Origin of the sequence: Halomonas alkaliantarctica (assembly GCF_029854215.1) — a bacterium.
GTDB lineage: Bacteria > Pseudomonadota > Gammaproteobacteria > Pseudomonadales > Halomonadaceae > Vreelandella > Vreelandella alkaliantarctica_A.
Genome location: NZ_CP122961.1, coordinates 1,610,559 through 1,628,955, shown reverse-complemented (window position 1 = coordinate 1,628,955; position 18,397 = coordinate 1,610,559). Strand labels below are relative to the sequence as shown.

At 55.5% G+C, this 18,397-nt stretch carries 18 protein-coding genes and 1 other RNA gene; 4 read left to right on the top strand and 15 right to left on the bottom strand.

Going from position 1 to position 18,397, the window contains the following annotated elements; translation table 11 throughout:
- Window positions 1-22 precede the first annotated feature (22 nt).
- From ftsW to rsmI, 10 genes are all read right to left on the bottom strand, one after another.
- Window positions 23-1,204, bottom strand: coding sequence for a putative lipid II flippase FtsW (ftsW, locus tag QEN58_RS07355; protein ID WP_280106464.1), 1,182 nt, complete (start codon window positions 1,202-1,204; stop codon window positions 23-25).
- Complete coding sequence (murD, locus tag QEN58_RS07350) at window positions 1,201-2,589, bottom strand: UDP-N-acetylmuramoyl-L-alanine--D-glutamate ligase (protein WP_280106463.1); 1,389 nt, start codon at window positions 2,587-2,589, stop codon at window positions 1,201-1,203. The genes ftsW and murD overlap by 4 nt, the downstream gene beginning before the upstream one ends.
- Window positions 2,590-2,661: 72 nt before the next feature.
- Window positions 2,662-3,744, bottom strand: coding sequence for a phospho-N-acetylmuramoyl-pentapeptide-transferase (gene mraY, locus QEN58_RS07345; RefSeq protein WP_280106462.1), 1,083 nt, complete (start codon window positions 3,742-3,744; stop codon window positions 2,662-2,664).
- Window positions 3,745-3,758: 14 nt separating this feature from the next.
- Window positions 3,759-5,111 (bottom strand): UDP-N-acetylmuramoyl-tripeptide--D-alanyl-D-alanine ligase, encoded by a 1,353-nt coding sequence (locus QEN58_RS07340; RefSeq protein WP_280106461.1) that lies wholly within the window; start codon window positions 5,109-5,111, stop codon window positions 3,759-3,761.
- The gene (locus tag QEN58_RS07335) at window positions 5,111-6,604 is read right to left on the bottom strand and encodes a UDP-N-acetylmuramoyl-L-alanyl-D-glutamate--2,6-diaminopimelate ligase (RefSeq protein WP_280106460.1); all 1,494 of its coding nucleotides are present in this window, start codon (window positions 6,602-6,604) and stop codon (window positions 5,111-5,113) included. Before QEN58_RS07335 ends, QEN58_RS07340 begins: the two co-directional genes overlap by 1 nt.
- A gap of 17 nt (window positions 6,605-6,621) precedes the next feature.
- Window positions 6,622-8,328: a peptidoglycan D,D-transpeptidase FtsI family protein gene (locus QEN58_RS07330; protein ID WP_280106459.1), complete on the bottom strand. Its 1,707-nt coding sequence runs from the start codon at window positions 8,326-8,328 to the stop codon at window positions 6,622-6,624.
- Complete coding sequence (ftsL, locus tag QEN58_RS07325) at window positions 8,325-8,660, bottom strand: cell division protein FtsL (RefSeq protein WP_022523909.1); 336 nt, start codon at window positions 8,658-8,660, stop codon at window positions 8,325-8,327. The genes QEN58_RS07330 and ftsL overlap by 4 nt, the downstream gene beginning before the upstream one ends.
- An 8-nt stretch (window positions 8,661-8,668) precedes the next feature.
- Window positions 8,669-9,625 carry a 16S rRNA (cytosine(1402)-N(4))-methyltransferase RsmH gene (gene rsmH, locus QEN58_RS07320; RefSeq protein WP_280106458.1) on the bottom strand — a complete coding sequence of 319 codons (957 nt, stop codon included), beginning with the start codon at window positions 9,623-9,625 and terminating at the stop codon, window positions 8,669-8,671.
- 67 nt (window positions 9,626-9,692) lie between these two features.
- Window positions 9,693-10,063: RNase P RNA component class A (gene rnpB, locus QEN58_RS07315), an RNA gene on the bottom strand.
- Between the two features lie 32 nt (window positions 10,064-10,095).
- Complete coding sequence (gene rsmI / locus QEN58_RS07310; RefSeq protein ID WP_280106457.1) at window positions 10,096-10,953, bottom strand: 16S rRNA (cytidine(1402)-2'-O)-methyltransferase; 858 nt, start codon at window positions 10,951-10,953, stop codon at window positions 10,096-10,098.
- 114 nt (window positions 10,954-11,067) lie between these two features.
- On the opposite strand from rsmI, the gene QEN58_RS07305 reads away from it, so the two are divergent.
- The 4 genes from QEN58_RS07305 to QEN58_RS07290 all read left to right on the top strand — a co-directional run bounded on the left by QEN58_RS07305 (window position 11,068) and on the right by QEN58_RS07290 (window position 14,239).
- The gene (locus QEN58_RS07305) at window positions 11,068-12,576 is read left to right on the top strand and encodes a penicillin-binding protein activator (protein WP_280106456.1); all 1,509 of its coding nucleotides are present in this window, start codon (window positions 11,068-11,070) and stop codon (window positions 12,574-12,576) included.
- Window positions 12,566-12,937: a YraN family protein gene (locus tag QEN58_RS07300; protein WP_280106455.1), complete on the top strand. Its 372-nt coding sequence runs from the start codon at window positions 12,566-12,568 to the stop codon at window positions 12,935-12,937. The genes QEN58_RS07305 and QEN58_RS07300 overlap by 11 nt, the downstream gene beginning before the upstream one ends.
- 48 nt (window positions 12,938-12,985) lie before the next feature.
- Entirely contained in the window at window positions 12,986-13,576 is a 591-nt protein-coding gene (locus tag QEN58_RS07295; RefSeq protein ID WP_071692837.1) for a phosphoheptose isomerase, read from the top strand.
- A gap of 90 nt (window positions 13,577-13,666) precedes the next feature.
- Complete coding sequence (locus tag QEN58_RS07290; RefSeq protein WP_280106454.1) at window positions 13,667-14,239, top strand: BON domain-containing protein; 573 nt, start codon at window positions 13,667-13,669, stop codon at window positions 14,237-14,239.
- A gap of 89 nt (window positions 14,240-14,328) precedes the next feature.
- On the opposite strand, the gene QEN58_RS07285 is transcribed toward QEN58_RS07290, so the two are convergent.
- The 5 genes from QEN58_RS07285 to petA form a co-directional block, all read right to left on the bottom strand.
- On the bottom strand, window positions 14,329-14,838 hold the full coding sequence (locus QEN58_RS07285; protein WP_280106453.1) for a ClpXP protease specificity-enhancing factor: 510 nt from the start codon (window positions 14,836-14,838) through the stop codon (window positions 14,329-14,331).
- A 66-nt stretch (window positions 14,839-14,904) separates the two neighbouring features.
- Window positions 14,905-15,531, bottom strand: coding sequence for a stringent starvation protein SspA (gene sspA / locus QEN58_RS07280; protein ID WP_007114711.1), 627 nt, complete (start codon window positions 15,529-15,531; stop codon window positions 14,905-14,907).
- A gap of 150 nt (window positions 15,532-15,681) precedes the next feature.
- On the bottom strand, window positions 15,682-16,449 hold the full coding sequence (locus QEN58_RS07275) for a cytochrome c1 (protein ID WP_280106452.1): 768 nt from the start codon (window positions 16,447-16,449) through the stop codon (window positions 15,682-15,684).
- Window positions 16,449-17,708, bottom strand: a complete 1,260-nt coding sequence (locus QEN58_RS07270; RefSeq protein WP_280106451.1) for a cytochrome b — start codon at window positions 17,706-17,708, stop codon at window positions 16,449-16,451. Before QEN58_RS07270 ends, QEN58_RS07275 begins: the two co-directional genes overlap by 1 nt.
- Complete coding sequence (petA, locus tag QEN58_RS07265; RefSeq protein ID WP_280106450.1) at window positions 17,708-18,307, bottom strand: ubiquinol-cytochrome c reductase iron-sulfur subunit; 600 nt, start codon at window positions 18,305-18,307, stop codon at window positions 17,708-17,710. The genes QEN58_RS07270 and petA overlap by 1 nt, the downstream gene beginning before the upstream one ends.
- Between the last annotated feature and the right edge of the window lie 90 nt (window positions 18,308-18,397).

The window sequence follows — 18,397 nt, the reverse complement described above, 5'->3', positions numbered from 1 at the left end:
GATAGCATCAAGCGGCATAGCGTTACGATAAACGCGGTTCATGGCGCGATTTATAGGGGGTGGACGCGCGTCGGGGACGATGACGTGTTTCAGCATCCGTGCGCAGCAGTAGCCCCACCATTATGCCTGTCACTAGCAGGCTAGAGCCGCCATAGCTCATCAGCGGCAGCGTTAGCCCTTTGGTCGGCAGCAGCCCGGAACTTACCGCCATGTTGATAAACGCCTGGGCGGCTACGACAAAGCCGATTCCGTAGCTTAGATAAGCGCCAAATAGATGCCCTGCTAACTCAGCTTTGCGCCCTATCCACATGGCGCGGGCAATAAACAACGTGAACAACATCACGACGATAATCGCGCCGATCATTCCCAGCTCCTCGGCGATCACCGCAAATATAAAGTCGGTATGCGCTTCGGGCAGGTAGTGCAGCTTCTGAACGCTGTTACCCAGACCAGTGCCTGTTACATGACCCCGCCCAAAGGCAATTAACGCCTGGGTTAACTGATAGCCGGTCGCAAACTGATCGGCCCAGGGGTCTAAAAAACTGGTCCAGCGGGCCAGCCGGTAGGGTTCTATAAGCACCATGACAACCGCCCCAGAGCCGAGCAGCAGCCCGCTACCAACCAGCAGCACCAGCGAGGCACCGCACATCATCAGCATGCCAATCACGCAGACGGTAAACACCACCATCCCGCCGAAATCAGGCGCTAAAAATAGCAGTCCAATCGGCACGGCCAGCACGGCCAGTGGGCGCCACATACTGAACGCTCGGCGACGCAAATCGTAGGTAAAACGCGACATAAATGCCGCCATGTAGAAAATCAGCCCAACTTTGGCAAATTCGGAAACCTGTAAACTCGGCAATGGCCCTGGCAATGCTATCCAGCGCTTACTACCATTGATCTCCTGGCCAACAATCAGCACCAAAACCAATAGAAAAATAGCAGCGAGCAGAATCAGCGCTGCGTTTTGGCGCCAGACTTCAAGCGGCACGCAGAGCATGAAGACGCAGGCCATGATGGCCAGCACCAGAAAAATACCGTGCTGGCGTGAGTAGTGATAGGTATCCTCCAACAAACCAATCGACGCCGAACTGACCATGACCCAGCCCAACCCCGCCAAGGCAACCGCCGCTATGATCAGCCAAATATCACAGGGCAGATCGCGCGTGGTAAGCACTGCACGCAGACGCTGAACTCGACTCATAGCGCCTCCCCGGCGGCAGGTGATACCTTGCCCTGCACCCAACGGCGAAATACTTCGCCGCGCTGTTGGTAGTTGGCAAACTGATCCAGGCTCGCGCAGGCGGGCGAGAGCAGCACGCAGTCTCCCGGCTGGGCAAGCTCAAAGGCTGCCTGCATCGCCTGGGTTAAATTCTCAACCTGCTGAATGCTGACGTGTTCAATCAATGCGTCGGCTAGCCGCGGAGCATCTAAACCGAAAAGCAGCACGTGTCGCGCGCACTTAGAAAGAGGCTCGGCCAAAGGAGAAAAATCAGCGCCCTTACCTACGCCACCCGCGAGTAAAATCAAACGCCCTTCTAGCGTTGCACCAATGCCATTAATGGCCGCTAAAGTAGCGCCGACGTTGGTACCCTTGGTGTCGTTGACCCATGTGACGCCGTTAATTTGCGCAATGACTTCACTGCGGTGTTCCAAGCCTTTAAATTCGCGCAGCGCGCTGCACATGGGCGCAGCCGCAAAGCCTAACGCCTGGCCCATAGCCAGAGCGGCCAATGCATTGAGGTAGTTGTGCTGACCTGCCATTTTTAACTCATTGATAGCCAGCCAAGGACTGGAGCCTTGCATTAACGTCGACTTCTCATGGTGAAGTGCCAGCCCCCACTCTTCTCCCTTAGGGGCTGCTTGAGTAAAGTAAGCCACCTGGTCAACGGGATGTTCTGGCCACGTGCGGGGTTCATCGGCATTCACCACGGCGTGCTCGGCACCAATAAAAATACGCTGTTTGGCGGCTCGATAGCCATGCATATCCCCATGGCGGTCGAGGTGATCTTCGGATAAGTTCAGGAAAGCAGCGCAGCGCGCACCAAGATAGGGAGTCGTCTCGAGCTGAAAACTTGAAAGCTCAAGAATGTAGAGTGCCGCATCGGGGTGGCTAGCCAACAGATCCAACGCGGGAGTACCAAGATTACCCCCCACCGCCGCATTCACACCGGCGGCGGCAGCCATCTCTCCCAGCAGCGTAGTAACCGTTGATTTGGCATTAGAGCCGGTGATAGCGGCAATGGGCGCATTAGCGGCGCGAACAAAGAGGGCTATCTCACCCACCACCATCGGTTCACCTGTGCGCGGGTTTAGCTGGTCAGCCAGCTCTTTTAAGCCCGGCATTCTCGGATCAAGCCCAGGGCTAACCACTACCTCTTCAACATCACGCAGATCCAGCGAGGTTAACGGGCCGCAGTGAATTTCAATACCAGGATGAGCGGTTTGAAAGTCATCCAATCCTGGTGGTTCGGCACGCGTATCCGCTGCCATATAAGGCACATTTAAGCGGCTTAAATGGCGGCATATCGCTCTTCCCGACAGCCCCAGCCCCACCACCAGCGTTAAACCTCTAGCAACTCGAACCATCACCGGCTTCCTCTCGCCTCCTGCTCTCGACCCGTCAATCCACTCTTGGCCATTTGCATTAATGAACGTTCATTAACGAACCTTGAGCGTTGCGAGACCAAGCAGCACCAGCACCACGGTAATGATCCAAAAGCGCACGATGACCCGCGGCTCAGGCCAACCTTTCAACTCATAGTGGTGATGCAATGGCGCCATGCGGAAGATGCGTCGCCCGGTGAGTTTATAAGAGCCCACCTGAAGAATGACCGACACTGTCTCCATAACAAAAATACCGCCCATAATAAACAGCACGATTTCCTGACGCACGATCACCGCCACCACGCCCAATGCAGCCCCTAGCGCCAAGGCACCTACGTCGCCCATAAAGACCTGGGCGGGATAAGTGTTGAACCATAAGAAGCCAAGCCCAGCGCCAGCAATGGTGGCACAAAAAACCGCCAGCTCGCCGGTACCGACAATAAACGGAATATGTAAATACTCGGCAAACACGGTATTGCCACTGGCATAAGCAAACACCGACAGGCCCATGGCCACCAGCACCGTAGGCATAATCGCCAAGCCATCGAGACCATCGGTTAAATTAACCGCGTTGGAGCTGCCCACAATCACAAAGTAGCTAAGCACGATGTAAAACAGACCCAGTGGCAGTGCAACCTCTTTGAACATTGGCACCAACAAGCTGGTTTCGACCGGCGTTGAGGCGGTCAAATAGAGCAGCACTGCCGCCCCAAGCCCCACCACCGACTGCCAGAAATACTTCCATCGGGCGGGTAGACCACGCGGATTTTTCTCGACTACTTTGCGGTAATCATCGACCCAACCAATCGCACCAAAACCTAGCGTGACGCCTAATACCACCCAGATATAAAGGTTGGTTAAATCACCCCAAAGTAACGTACTGATGGCGATGGCCAATATAATCATCGCCCCCCCCATGGTGGGGGTGCCCGCCTTGGAAAGGTGGGACTGCGGGCCATCGTCACGCACGGATTGACCGATTTGTCCTTCTACCAGCTTGCGGATCATCCATGGCCCAAGCCATAAGCAGAGCATTAATGAAGTGAGAGCGCCTAAAATCACGCGTAGGGTTAAATAATTGACTACCTGAAAATCAGATTGGTACTGCGACAGAAAATTCGCCAAGTGAAGTAACATGAACGGCGTTTACCTTATTTATCCGAACGCAGTGCATTAACGACATGTTCCATGCCCGCACTGCGCGACCCTTTCACCAGTAAAGTGGTGTCCGGCGGCAAAGTATTAGTGACATGACGCGTTAGCGCCTCGTAATCGTTAAAATGCAGCCCACGACCAAAGGCTTCACTGGCAGCGCGCGCGGCGTCGCCCAGCGTCAGCAGCTCATCAATGCCAAGTTCAGCGGCATAGCGGCCAATATCTGCGTGTAGCGCCGCTGAATCCTGCCCCAGCTCGCCCATGGCGCCTAGCGCGCACCAGCGCGGGGCCGGGAAACTGGCCAGCGTATCCAGGGCCGCTTTGACCGCCCCCGGGTTTGCATTGTAAGTGTCATCCAGCAGCTTGGCACCCCGCAAACCGGGCACCACGGCTAGCCTACCCGCTAGCGCTTGCAGCGACTCTAAGCGCGCAATGATCTGCTCTGGAGACACGCCTAGCGCCAATGCCGCAGCGGCGGCAGCTAAAGCGTTGCTGACATTATGCTTGCCGAGCAGCGGCAAACGCACTTGGCCCAGTGCCTGACCTTGCTGCATCAGCGTGAAAGCATACCGCCCTTGAGGATCACAGGAAAGCGCTGAGGCGCTGACATCAGCCTGGGGGTGAAAGCCGAAGCTAACGACTCGCCTTGGGGCCGCTCGAGAAGCCCAGAAGGAGTAGTAGTCATCATCGCGGTTCAATATGGCCGTACCCTGCTCACCTAGCCCGGCTAGCAGCTCACTTTTCGCCTGGGCTATCTGGCCCATACCGCCAAACTCGCCGACATGGGCGCCGGTCACATTGGTAATAATCGCAATATCGGGCTGTGCAAGCGGCGCAGTCCAGGCAATCTCACCCAAATGATTCGCGCCTAGCTCTATCACAGCGGCTTTATGCTGCTGGCGCAGTCGCAATAGGGTTAGCGGCGCACCGAAATCGTTATTCAAATTCCCCTCGGTCGCTAACACCTCGCCTAAAGGCGTCAGCAATGAAGCGCACATCTCCTTCACTGTGGTTTTACCGCTATTGCCAGTGATTGCCACCAAGGGGCCATGCCACGCGCGGCGATGCGCGTTGGCCAGCAGCCCTAAGGCTAGCCTAGTATCGGGGCAAACCAACTGGGGTAAATCGCTGGTAACGGGAGCCTCTACGAGAGCCGCCGCAGCGCCCAACTCCCTGGCACTCTCAACAAAATCATGGGCGTCAAAATTGACCCCTTTCAAGGCAACAAACAGACACCCAGGCTCAATTTTACGGCTGTCGGTAACGACTGAATTGACGGTAAGCTGAGCACTTCCTGGCGGCGTTTCGATGCCGAGCGCCGCGGCTACTTGACCAAGAGTCCAGTGCATTACTGTGCTCTCCGCAGGGCAAAGGCGCGCTGAATCTCTTCGCTATCGGCGTAAGGATGGCGTATGCCCTGGATCTCCTGATACGCCTCATGCCCTTTTCCGGCGATCAGCACCACATCCTGAGCGGCCGCCTGCTGAATAGCCGCTGCGACGGCTTCGCGGCGATCAGCGATCTCAATCGGCTGCGCTGCCGGTGAGAACCCGGTCAAAATCTGCTCACGGATTTGCGCGGCGGGTTCATTCCGTGGGTTATCGTCGGTGACGACGATGTGATCGGCCAACTGCTCGGCGGCTCGAGCCATTTCGGCTCGCTTACCGGTATCGCGCTCCCCTCCGCAGCCAAACACGCACCACAATTTACCCGCGTTGCCCAAGTGAGCGCGAAGGGCCTGAAGAGCACTATTCAGCGCATCCGGCGTGTGGGCATAATCCACTACCACGCTGGGGGAGCCCTCATCGCCATAGCGCTCCATACGCCCTGGCACCGGTGATAGCAATGTCGCTGCATCGAATAGCGCATCGAGGGATTCACCCAACCCATACAGCGCGGCCATCGCCAACAGCACGTTATCTAAATTAAAGCGCCCCATTAACGTTAAGCGCAGCATTTTTTCGCCGTCTGGGGTCGCAATCATCGCTTGCTGCCCCTGCTCAACCGCCTGCCAATCCAGCACCCGCAGCGTAACGGCCTCATCTTGCCCGGTGGCCAGCACACGTACCCGGCTACTAGCACCAGCCAGCATTAAGCGCGCCAAGGGATCGTCCCCATTCACCACCGCCAAACTGAGCTCAGAACGGCGAAACAGCTTGGCTTTCGAAGCCGCATAGGCCGCCATGCTGCCGTGGTAGTCCAAATGGTCACGAGTCAGATTGGTAAACACCCCCACGCTGACGTTGACCGCTTCCAACCGGTACTGATCCAGAGCGTGGGATGAAGCTTCCAAGGCAACACGCCTAACGCCCTGCTGGGCCAGCTCACCCAGCGTCGCCTGCAGCGCCAAAGGGCCTGGCGTGGTTAAGCCACTATCGCTCAGCTCGCCTGGACGCCCCACACCTAAGGTACCGACAAGACCCGCAGGCGTTCCCAACGCTTCGCTGAGGGCCGCAATATAGTGAGTGACAGAGCTTTTACCATTAGTGCCGGTCACCGCAATCACTTCCAGGTCGCTGGGCACCTTATACAGTGCTCGCCCCAATTCGCCTAAACGCGATGACAGATGGGGCAGCTTCAGCACCTGCCCCTCAAGCTGTACATCGCCGTGAGCCCCCTGCGCTAAAATAAGCGAAGCCCCAGCCTCAAGGGCTTGCTCAATATAGTCGCGCCCGTCACGCTGGCTGCCAGGAACGGCTACAAAAATGTCGCCCTTGGCGAGCGTGCGCGTATTCATCTCAATACGCACCTGATCCGGCAGCTTAGGCAGGTCGGCGGGCAGAGGGGACGTGGGCCATACTTTTGCGAGCGCCGTTAATATTTCGCCTGGACTCAGCGTCATGCCATCTCCTTAAAAAGCTATTCCGCCTCGTGATCCGGCGGGACGTCCAACAAGCGTAAAGCATTCCCCGTCACACTGGAAAAAACCGGTGCGGCGACAGCGCCGCCATAAAATTCGCCGGCTTTGGGGTGATCAATCATTACCACAGTGACAATACGCGGGTCAGAAATAGGGGCAATACCGGCAAAGACGCTACGGTATGCATCGGTGGTATAGCCCTGCTGGCCTATTTTGCGCACGGTGCCCGTCTTACCCCCGACGCGATAGCCCTCGACACGAGCTCGCCGCCCACCGGTATAGGCCGCAACGGAAGTTTCCAGTATCTGCAACAGGTCATTGGCGACCGAAGGCGCTATCGCAGGGATACCTTGCGGCGGCTCAGAAAGGCGTAGCAGCGAGGGTGGCAAACGCACGCCATCATTGGCTAGCGCCGTGTAAGCACTTGCCAACTGTACAGCTGACACGGACAGCCCGTAACCGTAGGAGAGCGTCGCCCGCTCGCTGCGCGACCAGCGAACCGGTGCCGGCAAGCTGCCAGTAGATTCGCCAGGAAAACCGGTTCCAGGTGCCTGCCCCAGTCCTAGCTGATTATACTTTTCCCAGATGGCCGTATCGCTCAACCGCAGTGCCAGTCGAGACATCCCCACATTCGAAGAATGTTCCAGAATGCCAGCTAAATCCAGCTCGCCGTAATTACGGAAATCGCGAATAGTGAACTGATCCAATCGCATCCAACCGGGCGAGGTATCAACCACTGCGTCGCGATCCACCACGCCACTCTCTAATACGGCAGCCATGGCCAGCGGTTTCATCACCGAGCCGGGCTCAAACACATCGACCAACGCCTGGTTACGTAACCCACGCGGATCAAGCCCTGCGCGGTTGTTAGGGTTGTAGGAGGGCAAGTTAGCCATAGCCAACACCTCTCCCGTGCGGGCATCCATCATCACCAGCACGCCACCATCAGCCTCATTCTCAGCCACTGCAGCGCGTAGCTCCCGGTAAGCCATATATTGAATGCGTTGATCAATAGAGAGGGTGAGTCCCCCCCCCGGCTGGGCTTCGTCAATAACACCCAGCTCGCGCACCAGGCGCCCACGGCGATCTTTAATGACCCGGCGCTGGCCTGGTCGACCTGCTAGGTAAGGCTGATAAGAAAGCTCCAGGCCTTCCTGGCCGACGTCATCAACGTTGGTCACTCCCAGCAGTTGAGCAGCGACCTCGCCAGCGGGATAGTAGCGTTTATATTCGCGTTGCGGGTAAACACCAGGCGTGCGCAGGTTAAGAACCTGCTGGGCCGCCGCGGGGGTCATCTGGCGGCGCAAATACATGAACTCATGCTCGCTAAAGCGTGCCACCCGCGCCTCGAAGTCACCCAGCGACATGCCTAGCGCCTGGGCCAGCATTACACGCTGAATAGCATCGTCGGGAAGTTCTTGCGGATTGGCCCAAAGAGTCACCACCGGCGTGGAAATCGCCAACGGTTCGCCATTGCGGTCTGTAATCATGCCGCGGTGAGCAGGGATTGTTTCGTGACGGAGAGTGCGCGCGTCGCCCTGGCTTTGCAGAAAGGGACGGTCAATGACCTGTAGCAAAGTAATCCGACCAATCAAAATAGCCGATGCCAAGCCAATCGCGAGCAGAATAAACATGAAACGCCCACCGCCGAGCGGGGGCGCAATCGGCGTCTGACGCGAGGTACCGCCGCGACGTTCACTTCTCATGGTCGAATCACCTCAACATCATGGACATCGGGGATTCGCATGCCCAGGCGATCAGTGGCAATTTGTTCAATACGGGCAGGTGTTGACCATGCACCCTCCTCGAGCAGCAGCTGTCCCCACTCCGTTTGCAGCTGGTTCTCTTCTTGCTCCAGCTGTTGCAGCTGGGCAAATTGAACCCGCGTCATATGGGTAGTAACAACCACGCCCAGCCCGGAGGCCATGCAGAGTAGAAAGAGTAGCGTAATAGCTACCGGCCAGGCGCGCAAACGCAGCCTGAAAGGCCATTCGGTGCGTAGCGTGGTTGCCCACTGCTCAATCCGATCCATGCTCATGATGACATTTACATCCGTTTGCGTGCAGCCCGCATGACGGCACTACGTGCGCGAGGATTGGCATCCACTTCCGCCTCACTTGGCCGCACACCTTTGCCTAGCGCTTCAAGACGCCGATTCATTTGATCGTCGCGAATCGGCACCCCTCGCGGCAAGTCAGTATCGCCGCGTACATGGTGGCGAATAAAGCGCTTCACGCGACGATCTTCCAACGAGTGAAAGCTGATAACCACTAAGTGACCACCAGGGGCCAGCGCCTCTAGCGCGGCGTCTAATGCGCTGTCTAGCTGCTCCAGCTCGCCGTTGACGAAAATACGCAGGCCTTGAAACGCTTTAGTGGCGGGGTGACGCCCCTTCTCCCAGGCGGGGTGGGCTACTTTTAACACCTCGGCCAGATCCACCGTGTGGGTAAACGGCTTCTCAACCCGACGAGTGACCACGGCGCGTGCCAAACGTTTGGCATAACGTTCTTCGCCATAGGTTTTAAATACGTAGGCGATGTCGGACTCACTGGCCCGGGCCAGGAAATCAGCCACACTTTGCCCTTGAGTAGGATCCATTCGCATATCTAGTGGGCCGTCGCGCATAAAGCTGAAGCCGCGCTCTGGGTCATCTAGCTGAGGCGATGACACGCCAACATCGAGTAACACGCCAGAAAGCTTACCGAATACGCCCTGCTCACGGGCAAACTCGGCCAGCTGAGCAAATTCTCGCTGGGCGATCTGGAAGCGTGAATCGTCAATTTCAGCGGCCGCGGCAATCGCTTGGGGATCGCGATCCATCGCAAGCAGTTGGCCCTGGGCATCCAGACGATCAAGGATCAAACGTGAGTGACCACCTCTCCCGAAAGTGCCGTCTAAATAGACGCCTCGCGCATCGTGCACCAGTGCATCGACAGCACCTTCCAGTAGTACGCTGGTATGGCGAAAGCAGTTAGCAACCTGTTCAGCGTCAGGAGAAGGCATGTTTTTCTCACACAAAATGATAGTGACAGCGTAATAAAGAGCGTGCGCACACGCTCTGGTACGTAAGTGGGGGAGTCGGCCGATAAGCCGGGTTCTGTCGTGGACAGCCATTCCTCTAGGCGCTGCGTTACCACAGCGCTCAAGCAACCTACCCGGATCCAGCGCGGGCCACGCCATTGGATCCCTATTTGGTCTTGCTCCGAGTGGGGTTTACCATGCCACGCACTGTTACCAGGCGCGCGGTGCGCTCTTACCGCACCCTTTCACCCTTACCGGCCCCAGAGGTTTATTTCAGGAGCTTAGGCGGTCTACTCTCTGCTGCACTTTCCGTCGGCTCGCGCCGCCCAGGCGTTACCTGGCACTCTGCCCTATGGAGCCCGGACTTTCCTCCCCCAACACCTTTTAAGGGGTATTAGCGGCGACTGTCTGGCCAACTCCGGCGGCAAGCATACCAGCGCCCTCGACTTGCCTCAATGCTCACCTTTAATTGCTTGCAAACGCGCGTACCAGACTTGCTTACGACCACCGAGCATTCTCGCGGCAATCGCAGCACCCTGTTTCACGCCAACCCCCTCTGCCAGCAGCGCCTCCAGCAAGGCATCGGCTGATATATCTTGATGCTCACTCTGCTCAACCGGCGGGGCACCGGCAACAATCACCACGAACTCGCCGCGGGCTTGATTAGGGTCGGCAGTTAATTGCTCCAACAAAGATGCAGGCGTACCGTGCAGAAACGTCTCGAAGGTCTTGGTTAACTCACGTGCCAGCACCACATCGCGATCTGCCATTTGCTCCTGCAACGCTTCAAGGGTGTGCACGATACGGTGGGGAGACTCATAAAACACCAGCGTCTCTTCACGTTTTTTCCAACCCTCCAATGCTTGGCGCCTTGCGCCTGGCTTGGCAGGCAGAAAACCGGCAAATACAAAGCGGTCTGTTGGCAGGCCCGCCCCTGACAGCGCAGTAATAAGGGCACAGGGGCCGGGAATTGGCACAATATGGCGATTGCGTGCTCGCAACTCACGTACCAGCACAAAGCCGGGATCGCTAATCAACGGCGTTCCAGCGTCACTGATCAGGGCAATATCTTCACCCGCAGCAAGATAACTATCCAAAGTATCTACCCGGCGCGCCTCATTGTGCTCGTGTAAAGAGAGCATGGGCTTGTTTAGCCCCAAGTGCGCCAACAAGCGCCCACTATGGCGAGTATCTTCAGCAGCAACTCGTGTCACCTGGCCCAACACCCGAGCGGCACGCGCGGTTAAGTCATCCAAATTCCCAATTGGCGTGGCAACCACGTACAATGTGCCCGGATTATCGTCTGTCATTGTTGACTCTCAATTCGTTGATGGCTTGCCCTGCTGGTGCGCTATGCTTGTGCAGTGGCTTGGTCAATCGCTAACAAGCAGCGACAGCGCAAATGGAAACTTAAGGAAGGATACATGAAACAGTCATTACGTGGCTTACTCGCCGCTGCCCTTGTGGCATTTCTCGTTGCTGGCTGTGCGATGCAATCGCCTAGCGTGGTAGATCGAGTGCCCGATGAAGACCCTGGCCAGTTACTCAGCCAAGCGGAACAGCAAGCGCCAGAGCAAGCCGCGAAAACACGTCTGGAAGCGGCTAACATTCTGGCCCGCCAAGGTGAGCGCGACAGAGCGTTCGAAACCGCCGATGGGATCGATGAAAACTTGCTCTCCGAACCCGACCGGGTACGCTGGGCGCTGCTATTTTCCGAGCTTGCCCGTGCGCTGAATGAACCCCGTGCCGTGCTGCGCGCCACTCAGGTACTCGACGACGAACTGCCGATGCAGGCTAACCAGCAGAAACGACTTGAAGAGCGTCAGCGCTGGGCCCGCGAGGCGCTTGATCAGTCCAGTGGTGCGGTGAGCGTTGCACTGCCAGAGCTTGAAGGTCAGGACATACGCCGCATCGTAGTAGCACTACCCGAATCAGGACCGCTTAGCAGCGTCGCCAATACTATCGCTTCGGCTATGCGGCAGCACCATGGCGTCAAGGGCAGTAACGTCGAACTAAGCTTCCTAGACGCCTCGCGCTACTCGATGGATGAAATTTATGACCGCGCACAGCAAATGAATGCGCAACTAATTATTGGCCCGCTGGATAAGGATCAAGTGACCCAGCTAGAACAGCGCGATAGTGTGCCGCTTCCGACGCTGGCACTCAACTATGGCAGCGGTGATCACAACCAAGCCCAGCGACTCTTTCAGTACGGCCTTTCAGCCGAAGATGAAGCGCGTCAAGCTGCCCGTCGTGCCTGGCAGGATGGGCGCCGCCAAATGTCCATGATGGTTCCGGATAACGACTGGGGCCGGCGGGTAGGGGAAGCGTTCTGGAATGAATGGCATAGCCAGGGTGGCGAAATCACCAATGCCGTACGCTACAACCCGAATAGTTCGGTCGCCAATGCCGTGCAAACCGCGCTCAATGTCAGCGGTGATCGCGCGCGCCTAAGCAATATTGACGCCCTATTTCTGCTCGCGCTACCCGAGTATGCGCGTCAGGTACCGCCGACTATGGATTACTACTACGCCCCCGATCTGCCGATCTATGCTACTTCACACTTGCATGAAGGACGCCTGCAGACACGCCTAGACCAAGATCTTAACGATGTCATGTTCGTGGATATCCCCTGGCAGATCCCTGACGCCGCCGTCGGCGGCGAAGAGGCGCTCCCCTTTGCATCTACCTACCAAAGCCTGCGGGACGAATCGGATGCCTCCATGTTCCGCCTGATGGCAATGGGCATAGATGCTTACGAGTTAGCTATCCGCTTTTCCAACCTAGGCGAGCTAGACGGCTTTAATGGCAGCACTGGCACCCTGTACTTAAGCGATGACGGACGCATCAACCGCGAACTGCCCTGGGCCAGATTCCAGAACGGTGTGCCCTCACCCATTCTAATCCCTAACCTGGATGAAAGTGACGACTAACGCCCACACTGCCCGTGCCCGCGGCGCAGCCATCGAGCAGCTTGCCGCTCAATGGCTGCGCCAACAGGGGCTCATTCTCGTCACGCAGAATCATTACGTGAAAGGGGGTGAGCTTGACTTGGTAATGCGAGATGGCGATATTCTCGTCTTTATTGAGGTCAAACACCGCACGACGACGCGCTACGGACATCCGCTGGAAACGGTCGCTTACCAGAAACAGCAACGCTTGGTGCGTGCGGCAAGGCTCTATATCGCCCGCAGCGGGCTTTCATCACCCTGCCGCTTTGATATCCTAGCGATAACGGGCAAGCAGCCCAACCTCGAATTCGATTGGGTGAAAGCTGCTTTTGATGCCTTTTGACCGTCTTTAAAAACGGTCTTTACACTTTAATTTAACCAGGAAGCCCTGATGGACTTTCAATCTAGGATACTCGGCCACTTCAACGCTAGCATCGACACCAAAACTTACGCCAGCGAAGTACTTCCGCCGTTTATTGAAGTGGCCAGCCAAATGATGGTGCAGTGCCTTGTTAGCGAGGGAAAAATTCTTGCTTGCGGTAATGGTGGCAGCGCTGGCGATAGCCAGCACTTCTCATCTGAGCTACTCAACCGCTTCGAGCGCGAACGACCCAGCCTACCTGCACTGGCGCTTACCACCGACACGTCTACGCTTACCTCAATTGCTAACGACTATAGCTATAATGAGGTTTTCTCAAAACAGATTCGCGCCCTAGGTCAGCCGGGGGATGTGCTTCTGGCCATATCCACCAGCGGTAACTCAGGCAATATTGTTCAAGCGATTCAAGCGGCCCATGATCGTGAAATGACGGTGGTCGCCCTCACTGGTCGCGACGGCGGCGACATGGCGTCCCTCTTAGGCCAGGATGACTGTGAAATTCGCGTCCCGGCAACGTCGACGGCCCGCATCCAGGAGGTTCATCTGCTGGTAATTCACTGTTTATGCGATCTTATCGACGAACAGCTGTTTGGCAGCGCCTAGATAGAACTTATTTTAGCGTCACTTAGCGAATGGTTTTAAATCAAACCGTTTAAACAATGCTTTAACTGCTAGCACCAAGGAGTCATACCGATGGCCCAACGCCTCTCCCCTCGCGGCTTAATAGCCGTTGCGCTTTGCGCGGCTCTTTTTATTACCGGCTGCGCCAATAACTCAGCCTCCAACCAGTCCAATTATGCTCAGCGTAGCGACGATGTTGAAGCCATCGATGCCACCATCGAGCGTGAAGTTGATGACGCGCTAGAGCGCGCAGACGCACGGCTAGGCGATGCCCGCATTCGTGCCCACAGCTATAACGGCGTCGTACTTCTGGTGGGCCAAGTACCCAGTGAAGAGCTTCGCGATATGGCTGGTGAAGTTACCAGCAACCTACGAGGCGTTACTGACGTCCATAACGAACTCACCGTTGCCGCCCGCCTCCCTGCCAGCCAGCGCCTGACCGATACCTGGCTAACTACCAATGTAATCAGCCATCTGGCAACCAATGACCGCATTGACTCCGCGAAAATAAAAGTCACTACTGAAAATGCCAGCGTTTATCTGATGGGCCGCGTTACCCGCGAAGAGGCTGACCGCATCGTCAATGCAGCTTCCTCAGTTGGCGGCGTACAGCGAATCGTAAAAGTATTTGATTACTTAGACTAACCCAATATTTCCCCATGGCGTTTTAATCGCCATAAAAAAGCCTCGCTCAATTCAAATGAGCGAGGCTTTTTTACAAGCAACCCAGGGCGTTATTTTACGACCCGTAGGGTAGGCTTTTTCTTCGTTTTGCTCTTCGCTTGAGCCTGTTTATCAGCCTCTTCGCTCGAAGGTTTAGACTCACCATCGCCACTCTTTTCAGGAACGGGCTCTGTAACCGACAACTCAGGTTTGGTAGAGGGCTTCTCTTCGTTCTCAATATCACCAAAGGACTCGGCCCCATCACCTAGCTCAGGCTCGTGACCAAAGACCATACCTGCACCGTTCTCACGGGCGTAAATCGCGATCAAAGCCGGAGTCGGTATCATTACCTGCATGGGCTGTCCGCCAAAGCGCGCATTAAAACTTATCGCCTGGTTCTCCATAAAAAGATCACGCACGGCGGTCGGCGCCACGTTCAAAACGATCTGACCGTTCTGAACAAACTGACGGGGAACTTCCACGTCTGGCAAGGTAGCGTCAACCACCAGATAAGGCGTTAGCTCATTATCCAACAACCACTCATAGAGGGCTCGGGCGAGATAGGGGCGACTCGATTTCATTTAGACTCCCTCCTCCTTACAAGAAAAGCTCCCGGCCCTTATCGAGCGCAAAGGAGCCAAATGAATTCAAGCGCGCATCTCTTTTTCACGCTCACTTAAAGATGCCTTAAACGCCTCACGCTCGAATACTCGCGACATGTATGAAAGTAGCGGTTTGACCTGCTTTTCAGGCAACTCGATATTGAGTTCCGGCAAACGCCACAATACAGGTGCCAAGCAGCAATCCACCAGCGTAAACTCTTCGCTCATGAAGTAAGGCATATCCTCGAAAATCGGCGATATGCCGATCAGACTTTCACGCAACTCTTTACGCGCTTTATCTGCCTCTTTTTTTCCACCGCTGCGAATCAAGTCGACCATTGGGCACCACTCGCGCTCAATGCGGTGCATCCATAGGCGGCTTTGCGCACGCGCTACTGGATAAACAGGCAACAGCGGAGGATGCGGGAAACGCTCATCCAAGTACTCCATCATGACTTTGGACTCATACAGCACCAAGTCACGATCTAACAGCGTCGGTACACTGTTGTACGGGTTGAGGTCTGCCAGCTCTTCCGGCGGTTTTTCGTCGAGCACATCGACGATATCGACGGCAACCCCCTTTTCGGCCAGCACAATGCGCACACGATGACTGAAATGATCATCACTACCTGAGTAAAAGATCATCGACGACCGCTTGGCCACAACACCCATGAAAGCATCCTCACATCAAAACAATCTTGGATAATAACACGCCAGCACTACCTTAGGGGAAGCTAGCTTGCTTTGCTTTATTGCCCTGCTGGCAAGCAAAAGGCGCACGGCTTACGCCGTGCGCCCCTACTGACCATCAGCTACGGCTAATTAGTGGACGTCTCGCCAGTACTCACGTTTGAGCAAGTAAGCAATCACACCAAAAATAAAAATAAAGATCAGTACTTTAGGTGCCAGTGCCTGGGCCTGAAGCTTAGAAGGCTCGCCGACATAAGCCAGGAAATTAGTGAGGTCGTACATCGCCTCCTCAAACTCTTCAGGCTCGAGTTGCCCTGGCTCGGTCACTTGCAGCACGTCACAAGACTGGTACTTGCCCGATAAAGCATCCGGCTCCTGGCCTTCTACCGGGTGGTCTGTTTCAGCACACACAAGTTCCTGCACGCCCTGAAGGGGTTCCAACACGTTAGGCATAGCCACTAAGTCAAACACCGTGTTGTTAACGCCCGTTGGACGGCTAGGATCTTTGTAGAAGCTAAGCAGGTAAGAGTAGATCCAATCCGTTCCGCGTAAACGCGCCTCTAGGGTTAAATCCGGTGGCGCCGCGCCAAACCAGTTTTCTGCATCAGCACTGCCCATAGCGTTATGCATCTGATCGTTATAGCCTAATTCTGGCGAGAAAATCAGATTCTCTTGAACTAGCTCCTGGGGTATACCCAGGTCGTCAGCTGCTCGGGCAAAGCGCTGGTGCTCTAGCGAATGACACCCCATGCAGTAGTTAACGTAGAGCTTCATGCCATTTTGCAGCGAGGCCTGATCCTGCAGATCAGGATCCATTGAGTGCGGCACACTTGCGCCCCCTGCTGCCATCGCGGTTACTGGCACTAAGGCGAAAAGGACTCCAAATAGATACTTTTTCATTAGCCAGTCACCCTTTCCGGAACGGGTTTAGTCTTCTCCAACTTGGTATAGAACGGCATCAAGACAAAGAAGGCAAAATACACCACGGTGCACACCTGTGCCAAAATGGTTCGCCCAGTGGTTGATGGTAATACACCTAAAACACCCAGAATAACAAAGCTGATAGCGAACAGCAGCAGCATAACTTTCGACAACCAGCCTTTGTACCGCATCGAGCGTACCGGACTACGATCCAGCCAGGGCAGTACGAACAGCACCGCGATCGCGCCCCCCATAAACATAACGCCCAGGAATTTAGCGTCTAAGCCAAACACAGAGAAGGTGATCGCGCGGAGAATGGCGTAGAACGGCGTAAAGTACCAGACAGGCGCAATGTGATCAGGCGTCTTCAGCGGGTTTGCGGGCTCAAAGTTAGGCTTTTCAATAAGGTAGCCACCACCCTCGGGGAAGTAAAACACCACCACGCAGAAAACAAACAGGAAGACCGCAACGCCCACTAGGTCTTTCACCGTATAGTAAGGGTGAAAAGGAATTCCATCCAACGGCTTACCAGCCTCATCTTTCTTCTGCTTGATATCAATGCCGTCAGGATTGTTAGAACCCACCTCGTGTAGAGCAATGATGTGCAATACAACGAGTGCCAAAATGACAATTGGCAGAGCTACCACATGTAGCGCGAAGAAACGGTTAAGGGTAATACCCGAAATCAGGAAATCACCACGCACCCACTGTGCAAGATCAGGGCCTATTGCCGGGATGGCGGAGAACAGCGATATAATAACCTGCGCTCCCCAGTAGGACATCTGACCCCATGGCAGCAGGTAGCCCATAAAGGCTTCAGCCATCAGCGCCAAATAGATAGTCATGCCAAAAATCCACACCAATTCACGCGGCGCCTTATACGATCCATACAGAAGGCCACGGAACATATGCAGATAAACGACAACAAAAAAGGCAGAGGCGCCGGTGGTGTGCATATAGCGAATCAGCCACCCCCACTCAACATCGCGCATAATGTATTCTACGGAAGCAAAAGCACCTTCCGAAGTGGGGTTGAAACTCATTGTGAGCCAAACCCCAGTAAGGATTTGGTTTACCAGTGCCAGTAACGCTAGTGAGCCAAAAAAATACCAGAAGTTAAAGTTTTTGGGGGCGTAATACTTGGCCATGTGCTCTTGCCACATTTGTGTGGCAGGAAAACGGTCGTCCACCCAGCGCATGACACCCTTTTCCGCTTTGGCTTTATTCGGATTACCCATTAGGCAGCCTCCTCATCTTCGCCGATGACAATGATATCGTCATTCTCAAAGCGGTAGGGTGGAACCTCAAGATTGGTCGGCGCGGGAACGTTGTTAAAGACACGACCTGCCAAATCAAAGCGAGAGCCGTGGCATGGACAGAAGAAACCGCCTGGCCAATTCTCAACGCCTACGCCCTCTGCGTCGGGCTCAGGTCGGAATAACGGCGAACAGCCTAAGTGAGTGCAAATACCAATGAGCACCCCAATCTCGGGCTTGATAGAGCGCAACCCGCCATCAATATACGCGGGCTGTTGTGGTTCCTCCGAATCTGGATCGGCTAATTGCTCACCGCTCAGCGATTCAGTGCGCTCGATCATTTCCGGCGTGCGGTTAATGATCCATATCGGCCGACCACGCCACTCAACGGTCATACGTTGCCCAGGCTCAAGCTTTGATATATCTGCTTGAACGGGAGCACCCGCCGCTCTTGCCCTGGCACTAGGCTGCCAAGAAGCCACAAAGGGTACCGCTACCCCGACAGCACCTACCGCACCTACAACGGAGGTGGCGCCTACGAGGAAACGGCGTCGGCCTTTGTTTACGCCGTTATCTGCCATTTCAGGTTTCTCCCATCAGCTTACCCGTTCCGCCGCAAAGGCGTCTTGCGACGACGAATATTAATTACGCTCTATGGTAAAAAAACAAAG